The following is a 16,576-nucleotide window of genomic DNA, read 5'->3' as shown; positions in this document are numbered from 1 at the left end:
GGGCGTTCGGCATTTCCGAGCAAAATGGTCAGACTTTAAATAACCGCGCGATTGAGTAACGCAAGGGGTCGCAGAAGCGTTTAACTGGTTATATGAATAAGACTCGCGTTTTCAGGTTGGGTGTCATTGCTCTTGTTGGGCTTTTGCTTGCCTCCTTTCAGGGTCAGAGTATTGCGTCGAAAATTACTGCGCCGCTAACAACCAAAGGTGCTCAACTGGCAGTAGCAGGTCGCGACTACACCACCTTGTACACGGTTGGCCCTCATGGAAAATCTGGAGCATCGCTTGGGGTACTTGTTATCCGCAGGGATGGCAGTGCCGTCATCTCCAACAACCCGCCCAGTCTGCACGGGAATTTGATCGCGCAATCACAGGTTGGCATCCAGGTGGGAACGTCACGCACTTGGTTCCCTCTTCAAACTGGATCAAAACCACGTCAAGTTTTTGAAGCCGTCGCATCTGGCAAGTCCGTTGTTTGGGGCGAAACGAGAAGCACGAATCCATCTTTAGATTGGAGATTGTTCGCCGCCACGACAGGCCAAAAAGCCCCCAAAATGTTAGCCGATTCATTTGATTTGTTGAAGACCGATGACATTCCTTGGCCACCGGGAGTCCGAATGCTCGCCACAGACGGTTCAAATGTCTGGTGGGTAATGGTGTATCCGAATTCGAAGAGCGCAAATGGATGGGGCGCCCGGATCATGGTCCGAGACATTGGCGCACGCAAACCTTTGAAGATCGCCGTTGACCAAGCTAAGTTGCCGTCCGCAATTGCGCGAGGACTCATTTATGTGCGTTCTAAAGATGTTGATCCGAGTATGCCGTTGAATCGCTACGAGATTCGGATTCTCAAGAACGGCGTCGATACGCTGATCACTACAGGTTCATTAGCCAAGGACGAACTGATTTTTTCTTCGTGTGCATCCAACACCCTTCTCGCTTGGACAGTGGGTTCAGTGAGTTACTCACGGTTGAATCCGAATGTTGGACCTGATGGACACTTACATGTGATGACGTTAGCGACGAAGGCTCAGCGGATCGTTACCCTGAGTGATTCCGCGTCGGGATCAAGTCTGGGTTGTGGCACCAACTTTGTGGCATGGGGAAACGGATCTGGAAGGGGCGACCCAGGCCAATATGTTCTTGATGTTCCCAGCGGGAAGATCCTTAAACTGGGTTCATTGCTCGGTATAAGTGCGGTGCTCGTCGCTGGCAACATTCTGGCATGGGCATTGCCACTTCCTTCAGGATCGAAGACCGCACCATGGAAGGTCGTGAAGTGGCACGGAGTCTGAGGCCCAGATTTCTCACATCTCGTCTTGACGCACATATTTATGAGGCGCATAATTAATAGGCAGTAGGAACCACTTACGTGTGGCCCATGGAGATTGACTTTTCGCAATCGGCGCGCAAGCACCGAATTGGCAGGCGGAGGGTTCTCGAAGTCATCGCAAGTTGCGAGCCGGAGGCTCTTTTGGCAGACGGCGTGGATCCTGATCGTTTGCGTTGGGTTGGTACCGACCAAAGAGGGTTGGAACTCGAAATTGTCGGAATTTGGACTCCGCTGGGCGTTCTGGTCATCCATGTGATGCCACGAATTTTTCGACGAGGAAAGGGGAGATTATGAAAAAAGCAAAAGTGAAGTACACGCTGGGCCGATATGTAGATCTCGATAAAGAAGTGGTTCTGGACACCAATGGCCGAAGAATTACTGAAGCGCGAGCACGGCAGATCGCTCGTGAGACCCACGATCTTGTGGTCGGGCGACCTTCGTTGTCGAGCCCGGGCGTGCATTCCCCTGAGATAAAGGCTCGAGTGCCAATGAAGTTGAAGAAATCACTACAGCGAGAGGCAAAGCGACGAGGTCAAACTTCCTCAGAGCTGGTGCGCCAGGCGATTGAGGAATTTTTGCGAAGCGCTTAGGCCGGGGAGGCTGGTTTAGGAGCAGAGACCCACAGATCTATCAGGCCGTTTCTCCGCTTTGAATCTTTCTACATGCCCCAGCTTGTCTCGGAAGACGGCGATATCGCCCGAAACTGTGAGAGTCCCGCGCTGGTACGGATTGCCCCATCCATCGGGTGGGTTGCCCGAGCCATCGCTCAGGGAGCCGCCGACATGCTTGAAGTATCTTCCGTAAGCCATCAGGTCGTTTATTCCGCAGTGCGTGTAGAGGTCGAAAGCCACCGTCTGGATTTGATCTGATCGTGCAGGGGTCATAGGCACGGCAATCGGAGTCTTTTGACTGCACCCGGCGAGGGATGTGGCGATGGTCAGAACTACCGCAACGGTCGATGCGACACGCCTAGTTGATCGGCTTGTAAGCATTTCGCCTCCCCTGTTGGTCCAATCTAGCCTCAAGCGTGGCAGATTCGGCGATTTCGGCTCGTTCACACTTTCTTGGGCAAACCGCTGACAATCTGGGATGGATTGTGGTAAAAGCGTCGGTTGGACATACGGGGGGCTCGCCCATTATCCTTGCCTTTCGCACAAATACTTTGAGGTCAATGCATATAGCGGCTGAGACCTTTGTCCGTGCGTCACCAAATTCTGTTCGGAAGGACACCTCTTGGCCGCGTCTAAAACCAAATCCGTTGCACCTCGCCGTATTTCTTTCGCAAAGATCCGTGAACCACTTGAAGTACCTAATCTCTTAGCGCTCCAAATTGAGAGCGTTGACTGGCTACTAGGTAACGACATCTGGCGTGCACGTTTAGCGAAAGCTGAAGTCACCAGCCGTGGCGAACTCCCCAAGCAATCTGGATTGGAAGAAATCTTTGAAGAGATTTCACCAATTGAGGATTTCCAGGGATCGATGAGCCTCTCATTTAGAGATCACCGATTTGAGCCACCCAAGTATTCAATCGAAGATTGCAAAGAGCGCGATATGACATATTCGCAGCCGCTCTTCGTAACTGCAGAGTTCACCAACAACATCACCGGTGAAATCAAGTCGCAGACTGTTTTCATGGGCGATTTCCCCGTGATGACACAGCGCGGAACATTTATCATCAACGGCACAGAGCGCGTTGTTGTTTCACAGCTCGTACGTTCTCCTGGCGTGTACTTCGAGCGCACAATTGAAAAGACTTCTGACAAAGATGTTTACACTTCAAAGATCATTCCTGGCCGTGGTGCTTGGCTGGAATTTGAAGTTGATAAGAAGGATCTCGTTGGTGTTCGTATCGATCGCAAGCGTAAGCAATCAGTCACTGTCTTCTTGAAGGCACTTGGCTGGACTGAAGAGCAGATTCTTGAAGAGTTCGGTGAGTACGAGTCAATGCGTGCAACCCTTGAAAAAGATAACGTCAAGACACAGGACGAAGCGTTGCTCGATATTTATCGCAAACTCCGTCCGGGCGAGCCTCCAACCAAGGAAGCTGCCCAGAACTTGATCGAAAACCTCTACTTCAATCCAAAGCGTTATGACCTGGCAAAGGTTGGTCGCTTTAAGGTTAATAAGAAGCTCGGCCTCGACCTCGAACTCAAGCAGGGCTTGCTAACAATTTCAGACATTGTTGCGACCATCCGCTACCTCGTAGCACTTCACAAGGGCGAACTCCTTATGGAATATGGCCGCGAAGTACGCGTAGAAAAGGACGATATCGATCACTTCGGTAACCGACGTCTGCGCACGGTTGGTGAATTGATCCAGAATCAAGTCCGTACCGGGCTGTCTCGTATGGAGCGCGTTGTCCGCGAGCGTATGACAACTCAAGATGTTGAGGCGATTACTCCTCAGACCTTGATCAACATCCGCCCCGTGGTTGCCTCTATCAAGGAGTTCTTCGGAACATCCCAGTTGTCGCAGTTCATGGATCAGACCAACCCGCTTTCTGGTCTAACGCACAAGCGTCGTCTTTCAGCTCTCGGACCTGGTGGTCTCTCGCGTGACCGCGCGGGCTTCGAAGTTCGTGACGTTCACCCGTCTCACTATGGACGTATGTGTCCGATTGAAACTCCGGAAGGTCCAAACATCGGCCTGATCGGTTCACTTGCCACCTACGGTCGAGTTACTGCCTTCGGTTTCATTGAGACTCCTTACCGCAAGGTTTCAAAGGGCAAGGTAAGCGATGCTGTTGATTACCTAACTGCTGATGAAGAAGACGAGCACGTCATTGCACAGGCCAACGCGCCTTTGACCGATGACAATCACTTCTCCGAAGCTCGCGTACTTGTTCGTCGTCGTGGTGGCGAAGTCGAATACATTCCTGCAGAAGAAGTTGACTACATGGATGTGTCTCCACGCCAGATGGTTTCCGTTGCTACGGCAATGATTCCGTTCCTTGAGCACGATGATGCAAACCGCGCGTTGATGGGTTCTAACATGATGCGCCAGTCTGTCCCGCTGATGCGTGCAGAGGCTCCGCTTATCGGCACTGGCATGGAATTCCGTGCCGCAGTTGATGCAGGCGATGTCGTTGTTGCGACAAAGGCCGGCGTTGTCACTGAAGTAAGTGCCGACGAAGTCACTGTGATGGCTGATGACGCTACCTACCAGATGTACCCACTTTCAAAGTTCCGCCGCTCAAACCAGGGCACCTCATATAACCAGAAGGTTATTGTCAGCCAAGGTCAGCGACTAGAAGTTGGCTCTGTAATTGCTGATGGTCCATGTACCGAAAACGGTGAAATGGCTCTTGGTAAGAACTTGCTCGTGGCATTTATGTCATGGGAAGGCCACAACTACGAGGACGCGATCATTCTCTCCCAGCGTCTCGTGCAAGATGACGTACTTACCTCTATTCACATTGAAGAGTACGAAGTTGACGCGCGCGATACCAAGCTTGGTGCAGAAGAAATCACCCGCGACATCCCTAACGTCTCTGAAGAAGTTCTTGCCGATCTTGACGATCGCGGAATCATTCGCGTAGGCGCCGATGTTGTTCCTGGCGACGTTCTGGTTGGAAAGGTAACGCCAAAGGGCGAAACCGAACTAACACCAGAAGAGCGTTTGCTCCGTGCGATCTTTGGCGAGAAGGCTCGTGAAGTTCGCGATACCTCACTCAAGGTTCCACACGGTGAGTCCGGCAAGGTTATTGGCGTAAAGATCTTCGAAAGTGAAGAAGGCTTTGAGCTATCAGCCGGCGTCAACCAACTCGTTCGCGTTTATGTTGCACAGAAGCGCAAGATTCAAGATGGTGACAAGCTTGCTGGTCGCCACGGTAACAAGGGTGTTATTTCCAAGATTCTTCCGCAAGAAGATATGCCATTCCTTGAAGATGGCACTCCAGTTGATGTAATCCTCAACCCACTCGGTGTTCCTGGTCGTATGAACGTCGGACAGGTTCTGGAAATGCACCTTGGTTGGGTTGCAAAAACTGGATGGGATCTTGGCGGAATCGATGAAGCTTGGCAGAAGCACCTCAAAGATATTGGTGCCGAAAAGGGCGCTCCTGGAACAAATCTTGCCACACCAGTATTCGATGGTGCTCGCGAAGATGAGATCGCAGGTCTCCTTGGAAGCACACTCGCAAACCGCGATGGTGTCCAACTCGTTGGTCAGAGTGGAAAGGCACGACTCTTCGATGGTCGAAGTGGCGAGCCTTACCCAACTCCAATTTCCGTTGGATATATGTACATCTTGAAACTCCACCACTTGGTAGATGACAAGATTCACGCACGTTCAACCGGTCCATACTCGATGATCACTCAGCAACCACTCGGTGGTAAGGCTCAGTTCGGTGGTCAGCGATTTGGTGAGATGGAAGTGTGGGCACTTGAGGCTTACGGTGCTGCATATACGCTTCAAGAATTGCTCACCATCAAGTCCGATGACGTGCTCGGTCGCGTAAAGGTCTACGAAGCAATCGTTAAGGGCGAGAACATCCCTGAACCAGGCATTCCTGAATCATTCAAGGTGCTTATTAAGGAAATGCAATCTCTCTGTCTCAATGTGGAAGTGCTCTCCTCTGAAGGTATCGCAATCGAATTGCGTGACACTGACGAAGAAGTATTCCGTGCCGCCGAAGAGCTAGGTATCAACTTGTCACGAGTTGAGCCAAGCAGCGTTGAAGAAGTCTGAGGGGAGAGGGAATAACTATGTTAGACGTCAACTTTTTTGATGAACTGCGAATTGGTCTGGCCTCGGCCAACAACATTCGTGAGTGGTCCTTTGGAGAGGTAAAGAAGCCAGAGACCATCAACTACAGAACCCTCAAGCCTGAGAAGGACGGTCTGTTCGACGAGAAGATCTTCGGACCTACTCGCGACTGGGAGTGTTACTGCGGTAAGTACAAGCGCGTTCGCTTCAAGGGAATCATCTGCGAGCGTTGCGGTGTCGAAGTTACTCGCGCAAAGGTTCGTCGTGAGCGCATGGGTCACATCGAACTTGCTGCACCTGTTACTCACATCTGGTACTTCAAGGGTGTTCCCAGCCGCCTTGGCTACCTTCTCGATCTAGCTCCAAAGGATCTTGAGAAGGTTATTTACTTCGCTGCATACATGATCACTGAGGTGGACAAGGAAGCTCGCGAAGAAGATATGCCACAACTTGAAAAGAAGTTGGCAAACGACATCCGCAAGATTGAAACCAAGCGCGATAACGAACTCGATGCACGTACAAAGAAGCTAGAAGCCGATCTCTCCGAATTGGAAGCAGAAGAGGCCAAGGCTGATGTACGCCGCAAGGTTCGCGAGAGCGCAGAGCGCGAACTCAAGCAGATTCGTGATCGCTCACAACGCGAACTCGATCGCATAGAGCAGGTATGGGCTCGTTTCAAGAACCTCAAGGTTCAAGATCTTGAAGGCGATGAGACTCTCTATCGCGAAATGAAGGATCGTTACGGCATGTACTTCAAGGGTGACATGGGAGCTGCTGCGATCAAGCGTCGCCTAGAGACCTTCGACCTCGAAGCCGAATACAAGATCCTCAACGACCTCAGCGAGAACGGCAAGGGTCAGAAGAAGACCCGCGCTATCAAACGTCTCAAGGTTGTTAACGCATTCTTGACCACGAGCAACCACCCAGCATCGATGGTGCTGGATGTTGTTCCGGTTATTCCACCAGATCTACGCCCAATGGTTCAACTCGATGGTGGCCGCTTCGCGACTTCAGATCTCAACGATCTTTATCGCCGCGTCATCAACCGTAACAACCGTTTGAAGCGTCTTGCTGATCTTGGTGCTCCAGAGATCATCGTCAACAACGAGAAGCGCATGCTTCAAGAAGCAGTCGATGCACTCTTCGACAACGGCCGTCGCGGTCGCCCAGTTACTGGTCCTGGTAACCGGGCACTCAAGTCGTTGTCCGACATGCTCAAAGGTAAGCAAGGTCGCTTCCGTCAGAACTTGCTCGGAAAGCGCGTTGACTACTCTGGCCGTTCGGTCATCGTTGTTGGTCCACAGTTGAAGTTGCACCAGTGCGGTCTGCCAAAGCAGATGGCTCTCGAACTCTTCAAGCCATTCGTAATGAAGCGTCTGGTGGATCTAAACCACGCGCAGAACATTAAGTCTGCAAAGCGCATGGTCGAGCGCGCACGTCCAGTTGTGTGGGATGTTCTCGAAGAAGTTATCGCCGAGCATCCAGTACTTCTAAACCGCGCACCTACGCTGCACCGCTTGGGTATCCAGGCATTCGAGCCACAGCTCGTTGAAGGTAAAGCAATTCAGATTCACCCGTTGGTCTGTACCGCGTTTAACGCAGACTTCGACGGTGACCAGATGGCTGTTCACCTTCCACTCTCTGCTGAAGCACAGGCCGAAGCTCGTGTGTTGATGTTGTCTTCCAACAACATCTTGTCACCTGCTAACGGTCGTCCAATCACAACTCCAACCCAGGACATGGTTCTTGGTCTGTACTACTTGACCAGTGCCCGTGATGGAGAAGTCGGCGAAGGCCGCGCATTCGGTTCGATCGCGGAAGCCGTCATGGCTTTTGATCAAGGAACAGTTTCATTGCAAGCAAAAATCAAGGTCCGTCTTGATGCTTCCAATGGACTAAACGGCACCGAGTCGATCACCCGTTCAACCACAATCGGTCGCGCCCTATTCAATGAGGCACTTCCTCCTGAGTATCCATTCGTGGATTACGACGTTAAGAAGGCCCAACTTGGAAAGATCGTTGAACAGCTTGCTGAGTTCTATCCAAAGGTCACCGTTGCTCAGACGCTAGATGCGTTGAAGGAACTAGGTTTCCATTGGGCATCTCGTGCCGGTGCAACTATCGGTATTGAAGATGTTGTAACTCCGGTTGGTAAGGCTGCGATTCTTAAGGAATCTGAAACCAGAGCCGAGAAGGTAGAAATTCAGTACGAGAAGGGTCTGATCACCGATGACGAGCGTCGTCAGGAACTGATCGAGATCTGGACCCAAGCCACTAAGGAAGTTGGTGAGGTCATGGAGGAGAACTTCAAGAGCTCGCGTAATAACCCAGTGTGGATGATGGTCGACTCTGGTGCGCGTGGAAACATGATGCAGATCCGTCAGATCGCGGGCATGCGTGGACTTGTAGCTAACCCAAAGGGCGAAATTATTCCTCGTCCGATCAAGTCCAACTTCCGTGAAGGCTTGTCTGTTCTTGAGTACTTCATCTCTACGCACGGGGCCCGAAAGGGTCTTGCTGATACTGCTCTTCGTACTGCTGACTCGGGTTACTTGACCCGTCGTCTCTGCGACGTTGCACAGGATGTCATCATCCGTGAAGAAGATTGCGGTACTGATCGCGGGCTAGTTCTTCCAATCGCGATTAAGAACTCACAAGGCGTATTGGTCAAGCACGACGATGTCGAAACTTCTGTCTACGGTCGCTCATTGGCCGATCCGATTGTTGTTGATGGCGTTGTCATCGCTGAAGCCGGACGCGACATGGGCGATCTCATCATTGACAAGATTATCGCTGCGGGAGTTTCCGAAGTGAAGGTACGTTCAGTTCTTACCTGCGATAGCAAGGTTGGACAGTGTTCACTTTGTTACGGCCGTTCGTTGGCCGCGGGCAAGATCGTTGATGTCGGCGAAGCAGTCGGAATCATCGCTGCACAATCAATCGGCGAGCCAGGAACGCAGCTAACAATGCGTACCTTCCACACCGGCGGTGTGGCAGGAGATGACATCACACACGGTCTTCCACGTGTCGTTGAACTCTTCGAAGCACGTACTCCTAAGGGCGTCGCTCCAATTGCTGAAGCAGCTGGTGTTGTCTCCTTCCGCGAAGATGCAAAGGGCAAGAAGATTGTTGTCACTCCAGAAGATGGCAGTGAAGCAGTCGAATACCCAATCATCCGTCGTCAGAAGTTGCTGGTAGAAGATGGACAGCGCGTTGAGGTTGGCCAGAAGATGGTCGTCGGCGCAATTGATCCTAAGCAGGTGCTTCGTATTCTCGGACCTCGTGCAACTCAAGTTCACTTGGTAAATGAGATCCAAGAGGTCTACCGCTCACAGGGCGTAGGCATTCACGATAAGCACATTGAAGTTATTGTTCGCCAGATGCTCAAGCGCATCACTGTTCTTGAAGCTGGCGACACTGATCTACTTCCAGGTGAACTCGTAGAGCGTGGTCGCTTTGAGACTGAAAACCGCCGCATTGTTTCAACTGGCGGAAAAGCAGCCTCAGGTCGTCCAGAACTTATGGGTATCACCAAGGCATCTCTTGCTACTGAGTCATGGCTATCGGCCGCTTCCTTCCAGGAGACAACTCGCGTCCTCACCGACGCAGCACTCTCCGAGAAGAGCGACCCATTGCTCGGACTCAAAGAGAACGTCATCATCGGCAAGCTCATCCCAGCCGGTACTGGCCTTGCCAGATATCGCAACATTCGGGTTGAGCCAACTGAGGAGGCAAAGGCCGCTGTCTACGCTGCCTACGACGAGTACGACTTCACTCCCTTTGAATCACAAGGTTCAGGGGAAGCAGTACGACTTGATGAATTCGAAGCACCCCGCAAGTAACACCTAAGCTCACGGCGAGTCTTTACGGCCCCTTTGCTCCTAACGGAGCGGAGGGGCTGTTTTGAGTTTAGATGTCCGAAGTTTGACGGACCCACTACTAACCGACATAGCCATTTTTTTCGAGCGATACTGCGGCTTGTCTTTGGACTTCCTGCACCATGATTCGGAATTCTGCCCGCGCTAGAGCCATCATTTTGAATGAGAGCGAATCTTTGATTTCTGGATATATCTCACGCAAGAAAATCTCTAGCACGACACGTTCCTCACAGACAAGAATGAAGTCAGCGGTTTCAATTCCTTGTCTGGCAACGGCTACGCCATAGACATGGTTAAGTGAACCTGCGGCGGGCGAGTCGCTTCGTATCTGTAAACCTATAGATTTTGGATTACTTATCACCATTCTGTAATCAGTCGGTATTGTCCTTGGAACTTCGTTTGTACCAAAGAATTGATTTGAGAGTGGTGGGGTAAGTGGATTTTCGCTCCCCTGATCAACTAAGGATTGTCTAAAGAGATCTAGTAATCTATTTGCAATATCGTCGACAAGAGTGTGTTGCAATCCACCTCTACCTCTCAGTATGGCCCTCATCGCGTTTTGCTGTTCTACGACGTCAGGAAGGGCCGCACTTTGCATCTGTGCTTCGACCATTCCGATTGTGTCTAAGGCTCTTTCAAGAATGAAGCGCACAAAATCGATGGTTTCGCCTTTGTCGGCGCGTTCCAAGGAATCGAAGTATTCGGACTTTTGATTCGCGAAGACTACTAGAGGAATTCCAGGATTCCGATACAAGAATACGGAAGCGAGAGTGCGTGCGACTCGACCATTGCCATCAGGGAATGGGTGGACACTTACAAAAGCGTAGTGTGTGTATGAAGCTTGCAAGATTGGATGTGACGAATTGAACTCAACAGATCTCAATTCATTGATGAATCTAGTCATTTCCGGTTGAGTATCTATGGGCGCCGCATAGCAGTGCACCTCGTTTGATGCGTGGTTAATGGGATTGTTAGGTAGTGTCTTGTATTGGCCCTTAGGTAATTCCCGCTGTTCAACTCCACGATCTGTAATTACCGTGTAGGTATCTTGAGATGCACATAGTTCCGCGTGTAGCTCCTTTATCCACTTCTCAGAAATCAAGGAATTGTTTGTGGCTGCATCAATTACCCATTCGTACGCTTTCATCGCGTCAGCGATTGATCTGGCGGCATATTCATTCTTCTCTTTGTGGATGTTTGACCAGGCAGTTGCACTTCTCGCTACAGAATAGGTAAAGCCCCTATCAACCTCGTATAGCCCTTCTATCGCACCTGTGTCTACGGCAGCCCACTTTGTTGCTATTCGGACTGCGTCTTCCAATTGTGATGAGGATGCCTCCGATTTGATTTTGGCAATCCGATTGAAATAGGCGTCCGAGGTGGAGAGACTTACATCAACGTTCCGCCATTCACTAAAAGTGGGGAAAGGCTTATAAGGAACACCTGTGGGGTCCCGAGGATTCGGATTCTCTTCCATTCAGGCCTCCACGGTACTAGTGAACTCTTGGCATACCGTACTCCGTTAACCCGTAATCAATCGGAGGCATTTTTCCCCGCCGCTTCTAAAATCCCTTTGTCTCCTATTGAAGAGCCATCGGTGAGCAATTTCTTGAAGAAGCCTATAAAGGAGCAAGTTTGGGGCACCCATGGCGCAAACTCATTCCGGTCGGTACTGGACTTGCCAGATACCGCAACATCCGGGTCGAGCCAACAGAAAAAGCCAAGGCCGCTGTTCACGCAGCCTCGGCGAGTATGACTTCACCCCATTTGAATCGCAAGGTTCAGGTGAGGCGGTACGTCTCGATGAATTCGAGCACCGCCAGTAAATAGGAAGTTAGTCAGAACGGCCCCTCGACCTCACGGTAGAGGGGCGGTTCAGATTTCGAAAATCTTCTTAGGATAAGGAATGAAGAATTGATTTTGGATTTTCTTTACTTCTCGCCTCCGAAACGTGACTATATAACGACAACGATATTACCTAATAATATGCATTGTCATACTCGTCATGCTCTCGAAAGTGAATTTCTGTAGCGAGGAACCGTTCGGATCTAAGATTAGGACAGGAGTATTTGTTATGTGAGTTCTAATAATCTTGATCGTTTGAATTGCAACAATGTGTCATCCGCTCATATGGAGATTCAAGATTATAGAAGGGCCGTGTTACGCCCTGATCTTTCAATTCAGACAATGCTTCCCTTATACTTTGAACTGAATCATTGTCGGATTTAGAGACAATTTCATCGATGATCTCCTCAATCTCCTTAACTCGTGTTTTAGTGACCATGATAACCATCCCTCCAATTGATAACTAACGTACGGTGGCCCAGTCTAGTGCGATATTCTCGCAACAGGTTTTGGTAACTCATTAACCCAGCCCAGACTTCCGGTATTTCCTCTAAGTCATCGATTCTCAATTTTAGTTCGCGATTTGCAACTTTCATTGTAATGCCACGCGCGTGCGAATGCCAACGTTTTGTTTCATTCAACCGCTCGGCTATTTGTGCTGCTCTTTCTCGTTTCATGGATATTGTAACTGGGAGATTCCGAGTCTCTGTAACTCGCCAATTCTTGAATTTGTATTTAACAAGCCATTCTTCCAACAGGGCAATCGAAAGATCTCGAGCCTGTTCATAAGAGTACAATTCCCCTGGGTCGAAGTTCTGAAGAAAGTACATCTGCTCAATCCGAGTGAGGTCCTCTTCTCGCGATTTTTGGACTAGTCGTTCAAATTGTTCTAAGTAACCCAAGGCCGGGACAAATCCCGCCGCCCCCTGACGAGGAATTTGTGGATCAATGGGTCCAAGTGTGGCCGAGTAATCCATAAACAGATTGTCTCCAGACATTACCAAGACGGTGCCAGCCGACATTGCATAAGTCGTCACAATAAAGTCAACCGTTTTGTAATGATGATGCAAAGTGTTGGCGATTCGTTCTGCGAATTCTATGTAGCCACCAAATGTTTCTAGGAGAACAACAATTTTTTTTCGCCTTTTATCAAAACTTTCGATTGCAGCTTTTATGACTTCATGCGCCATGGGATCTATCGGTCCTGAATAGGCAAGCACATCTGCGCGTAACAACTTCTCAAGTGATACAAGCCGAGATGTCAGTTCTCGTTCTACAACATGATTAGTGCTATCCGGGTGATGACCCATTGGCGACCTTCCACTATTTTCGAGACCAGCAACAATACCCGGCTGCGCCGACACCTCTTCCCCAACAGACTTCCCTTCCTGCGGCTCTCTCGTATTCAATTCGGGGTGGCCATCCTGAATTTCTTGTAACGAAAATTCATGTTTCTAATCCGCCCAATTGATCCACAGGCGACTCCGCATATCTGAATAATGTCGTTTTCTTGACCGACGAGGTGTCGCATACGCATTCCTGTCTCGCACTATTTCAAACGAAATACTTCGTTTGAGTTGAGGATAGGGCGAATCTGACCTGGTGACAAGGATATCCTTTTGGAGTTGTAAGCGGATATCGTTTTCCACGAATCAATTATCGTCACGCCGAGCGTGCAAGTGCCCATGGCTCGTGAAAGTTCAAGTTCATTCATATGAGCTGGCGACCCTCTCCGTAGACGCGTTGTTACCTGCACTGATGGGGGATGGTTGACGAAAAGTAGCACCCCAGGGCTGTTATGCGGTGGATTTTGATCACCCGGTCCCCTTTCGTGATGTCATTTCTTTTCGCGCCCACTGTTAATCTTCCGAAATGATGAATGACAAAGTGGCGTCGCGCAGGGCGAACAAATCTGCGCGGGAATTAGGGAGCGGGGAACGCGTCGCGCGGAAAGCAAGAAATGATGTTTGGACTCGGACTATATCCTTCTTGCGGCGCTACAAATTACCCCTTGTTGGATTATTCCTTTTCCCTTTCTTGAGTTCTCTTCCACTTTCGTTGCTCGTTCATGGAGCGGCGCGTTGGGCGTTCATTGGAGCAGTAGGGGCAACAAGTTTTTGGCTTGTCGTAGTTTTCGTAATCTTATGGAGTGGTATCGCGCCAAGCATCATGGGAATACAAGGCGAAAGTCTCACCGCGGATATTTTGAGGGAGTTCAAAGGCAGAGAGTGGCATTTGATAAATGGCATGCGCTTTCCCGATTCGGGAGATATCGACCACATACTCGTTGGTCCGAGTGGAATTATCATCTTCGAAACTAAGTGGAGCAGTGGTCGCTGGCCCATGAAGTATGGAAAACGGAACTACATGTCTAACCAACTGGATTGGGCCGTCACTCAAGTAAAGAAAAATCGAGAGGATGTGCAATCTAAGTTCGAAAGTGTTCGAGATTATGTGCCGATTTATGCTGTCTGCGTGCTTTGGTCGGCAGAAGATTCCTCATCTGATCTTCCAACGTTCTATAGAAAGAGTCCAGATTTCGTTTACGGAGTCCGAGGTCCTGAACTCAAGAGTTGGCTTGAGGGCCTTCGCAAAAATGCTCTCGACCCACATAGAGTTAAAGAAATCGCCTCAGAGATGCAGGAAAAAGCCAAGATTCTTGACGTGGAGACCCCTGAGCGGCATAGGCGAACCCTGAATCGAATCATTGTGGATTCGATGTTTCTTCCTATTCTTGCGTTTATTTCACCACTCTGGGCAGTAGGGGCAATTTCACTATTGAAAAACGGCTATATGGATCTTGGGAGTTTGCCAATTCTTTGCGTGATGGGCCTGTATATCCGATCTCGAACGCGCCTCAAAATGGTCACGGTGTGCTGGTTTTCAAGTCTTGGCGTGGTTGTGGCCTACTTGCTTGTGCATGAGATTCTGTTCTTGCTCCGTTGATATTCAATCTTTTGCGTAGCCCCGTCGCTGGTCACGACAATCAAGTGGGACGGAAACTAGGATCATTTGGCTCCGCCCCCTCAATTTGAATGGCAAGATACAGGCGAGGCGGTCCGTCTGGATGAATTCGAAGTACCTCGCTAACGGAGAACTAATCTCACGGCGAGTCTTAACGGCCCCTTTGCTCTTGACGGAGCGGAGGGGCTGTTTTGATTGATGGGGACTGACTTAAGTCGCCTTTCCCATTTTGCTCTCACTCGGACAACTGGAGAAAATCAGAAAGTTTCGCTTCAGAGATCGGTGCTTTACCCTGAACTGAAAGTGGAGTTAAGCATAGGATAATATCTAAACTATACTAATTATTGCCACTAGTATAGTTTAGGTGCTAACCTATACTATGAATTAACAGGGGGCAGATATGAGAGGCAGATTCGTTCGTCGAACGTGGGAATACAACCCAGCCCACTACGCCCCACCTCGGTATCGCCGAGCCTGCCATTATGAAGCCTTCATTCCAGATGACCTCACCAACTTCGCCGAACCACTGGCGGGCGAACTTGCCGGGGCAGTCTCCGATGCTGAGACCGCTATTCACCAACTTAATGCGCGGGCCCTTCCAGCACTCGCCCCGTTGGCGCGATTGCTTTTGCGCTCCGAATCGGTTGCCTCTTCCAAAGTTGAGGGAATGCAGGTTGATGTACGCGATCTAGCACGAGCGGAGGCCAAACTCGAAACAGGTGGCAAGACTGGCCCGAACACTCGTGAGATCCTGGCCAACATTGATGCGATGGAACTGGCGATCGACCACGCCACCGTTGCAGAAACCATTTCTGTAGAGAACATCATCGAAATTCATCGAATCCTGATGGCCGCGGCGTCTAACCAACATGTCGCTGGTCTCATTCGGACCGAACAGAACTGGATCGGTGGAAATAACTACAATCCTTGTGATGCCGATTTCGTTCCTCCACCACCGGAGGAAGTCCCCCGTCTCCTCGCTGATCTTTGTGAAGCCATAAACGAAGATCATCTCCCGCCAATCGTGCAGGCCGGTTTGGTGCATGCGCAGTTCGAAACGATCCATCCATTCCACGATGGCAATGGCCGCACGGGCCGTGCCCTCATTCATGTTGTACTGCGTCGCCGCGGAATGACACCCCAGTTTGTGCCGCCCATCAGCATTGTTCTGGCTTCGAATAGAGATAGTTATATACGTGGCCTCTCGAATTTTAGAGAAGGTGAATTCACCGACTGGTTGACTACGTTTGCTTCGGCGGCGGCACAGTCAGCCAATCTGGCGAGTGCGTACCTAGGCGAAGTTGAGAGGCTGCAGAAAGAATGGAGAGCGGAGTTAGGTGCGGCGGCAAATCCGCGCGCCGATGCTGCTGCTTGGAAGATTATTGAGGCGCTTCCAGCTCACCCGATGATTACTGTGGCAGTTGCTGTGGCGGCGGTGGGGCGCACTAAAGCTGCGATCAGTGAAGCTATGGCGCAACTCGAACTTGCGGGTGTTCTGATTCGTGAATCGCAAGGTCAGAGAAATAGAACGTGGGAAGTTCGGGGTCTATTGAGCCTTCTCACCGATCTTGAATCTGGGATACTTCCGAGACGATACGGCTAAAGAACTAATTATCGCGAGTTTCTCACTTAGCCCAACTGTCATGCCAAATTCGACTAATGATCTTCTTGAGTGGCCTGTTTTTTTCCCTCCCAATGTGAGCGCGAGAGAAGTATCCCCGTATGGGAGAGTTGATGGGAGATCGTAGGCCGGTGAGATTTTCCATTCCCCATCTTGGGTAGAAAGGATTGGAATCCCGCCCGAGATGCGGCGAACGAGATTCTTTTAGCCGAGACTTTCTCTTGAACT

The 16,576-nt window shown here is 50.3% G+C and carries 10 protein-coding genes; 7 read left to right on the top strand and 3 right to left on the bottom strand.

The window, feature by feature from the left end; translation table 11 throughout:
• The first annotated feature begins 92 nt into the window (after positions 1-92).
• From VMW30_01255 to VMW30_01245, 3 genes are all read left to right on the top strand, one after another.
• Complete coding sequence (locus VMW30_01255) at positions 93-1,295, top strand: hypothetical protein (protein HUW86998.1); 1,203 nt, start codon at positions 93-95, stop codon at positions 1,293-1,295.
• Positions 1,296-1,381: 86 nt separating this feature from the next.
• On the top strand, positions 1,382-1,627 hold the full coding sequence (locus VMW30_01250) for a hypothetical protein (protein ID HUW86997.1): 246 nt from the start codon (positions 1,382-1,384) through the stop codon (positions 1,625-1,627).
• Positions 1,624-1,923, top strand: a complete 300-nt coding sequence (locus VMW30_01245) for a ribbon-helix-helix protein, CopG family (GenBank protein HUW86996.1) — start codon at positions 1,624-1,626, stop codon at positions 1,921-1,923. Before VMW30_01250 ends, VMW30_01245 begins: the two co-directional genes overlap by 4 nt.
• Positions 1,924-1,938: 15 nt before the next feature.
• On the opposite strand, the gene VMW30_01240 is transcribed toward VMW30_01245, so the two are convergent.
• Positions 1,939-2,325, bottom strand: coding sequence for a hypothetical protein (locus VMW30_01240; GenBank protein HUW86995.1), 387 nt, complete (start codon positions 2,323-2,325; stop codon positions 1,939-1,941).
• 241 nt (positions 2,326-2,566) lie between these two features.
• Here VMW30_01240 and rpoB point away from each other — a divergent pair, with 241 nt between their 5' ends.
• The gene (rpoB, locus tag VMW30_01235) at positions 2,567-6,022 is read left to right on the top strand and encodes a DNA-directed RNA polymerase subunit beta (GenBank protein ID HUW86994.1); all 3,456 of its coding nucleotides are present in this window, start codon (positions 2,567-2,569) and stop codon (positions 6,020-6,022) included.
• A gap of 17 nt (positions 6,023-6,039) precedes the next feature.
• Positions 6,040-9,882 carry a DNA-directed RNA polymerase subunit beta' gene (locus VMW30_01230; GenBank protein HUW86993.1) on the top strand — a complete coding sequence of 1,281 codons (3,843 nt, stop codon included), beginning with the start codon at positions 6,040-6,042 and terminating at the stop codon, positions 9,880-9,882.
• Positions 9,883-9,979: 97 nt separating this feature from the next.
• Here the strand turns inward: VMW30_01230 and VMW30_01225 are convergent, their stop codons facing one another.
• Both VMW30_01225 and VMW30_01220 read right to left on the bottom strand, forming a co-directional pair.
• Positions 9,980-11,395, bottom strand: coding sequence for a Fic family protein (locus VMW30_01225; protein HUW86992.1), 1,416 nt, complete (start codon positions 11,393-11,395; stop codon positions 9,980-9,982).
• Positions 11,396-12,191: 796 nt separating this feature from the next.
• Complete coding sequence (locus VMW30_01220; GenBank protein HUW86991.1) at positions 12,192-13,127, bottom strand: ATP-dependent Clp protease proteolytic subunit; 936 nt, start codon at positions 13,125-13,127, stop codon at positions 12,192-12,194.
• Between the two features lie 508 nt (positions 13,128-13,635).
• On the opposite strand from VMW30_01220, the gene VMW30_01215 reads away from it, so the two are divergent.
• Entirely contained in the window at positions 13,636-14,709 is a 1,074-nt protein-coding gene (locus tag VMW30_01215; GenBank protein HUW86990.1) for a nuclease-related domain-containing protein, read from the top strand.
• A 418-nt stretch (positions 14,710-15,127) separates the two neighbouring features.
• A complete protein-coding gene (locus VMW30_01210) occupies positions 15,128-16,330 on the top strand; it encodes a Fic family protein (GenBank protein ID HUW86989.1) in 1,203 nt (400 codons plus the stop codon).
• Positions 16,331-16,576 lie beyond the last annotated feature (246 nt).

This window comes from Candidatus Paceibacterota bacterium (assembly GCA_035530615.1).
Taxonomy (GTDB): domain Bacteria; phylum Actinomycetota; class Actinomycetes; order Nanopelagicales; family Nanopelagicaceae; genus QYPT01.
The sequence above is the reverse complement of the archived record's forward strand: the minus strand, read 5'-3'. Positions and strand labels throughout refer to the sequence as shown.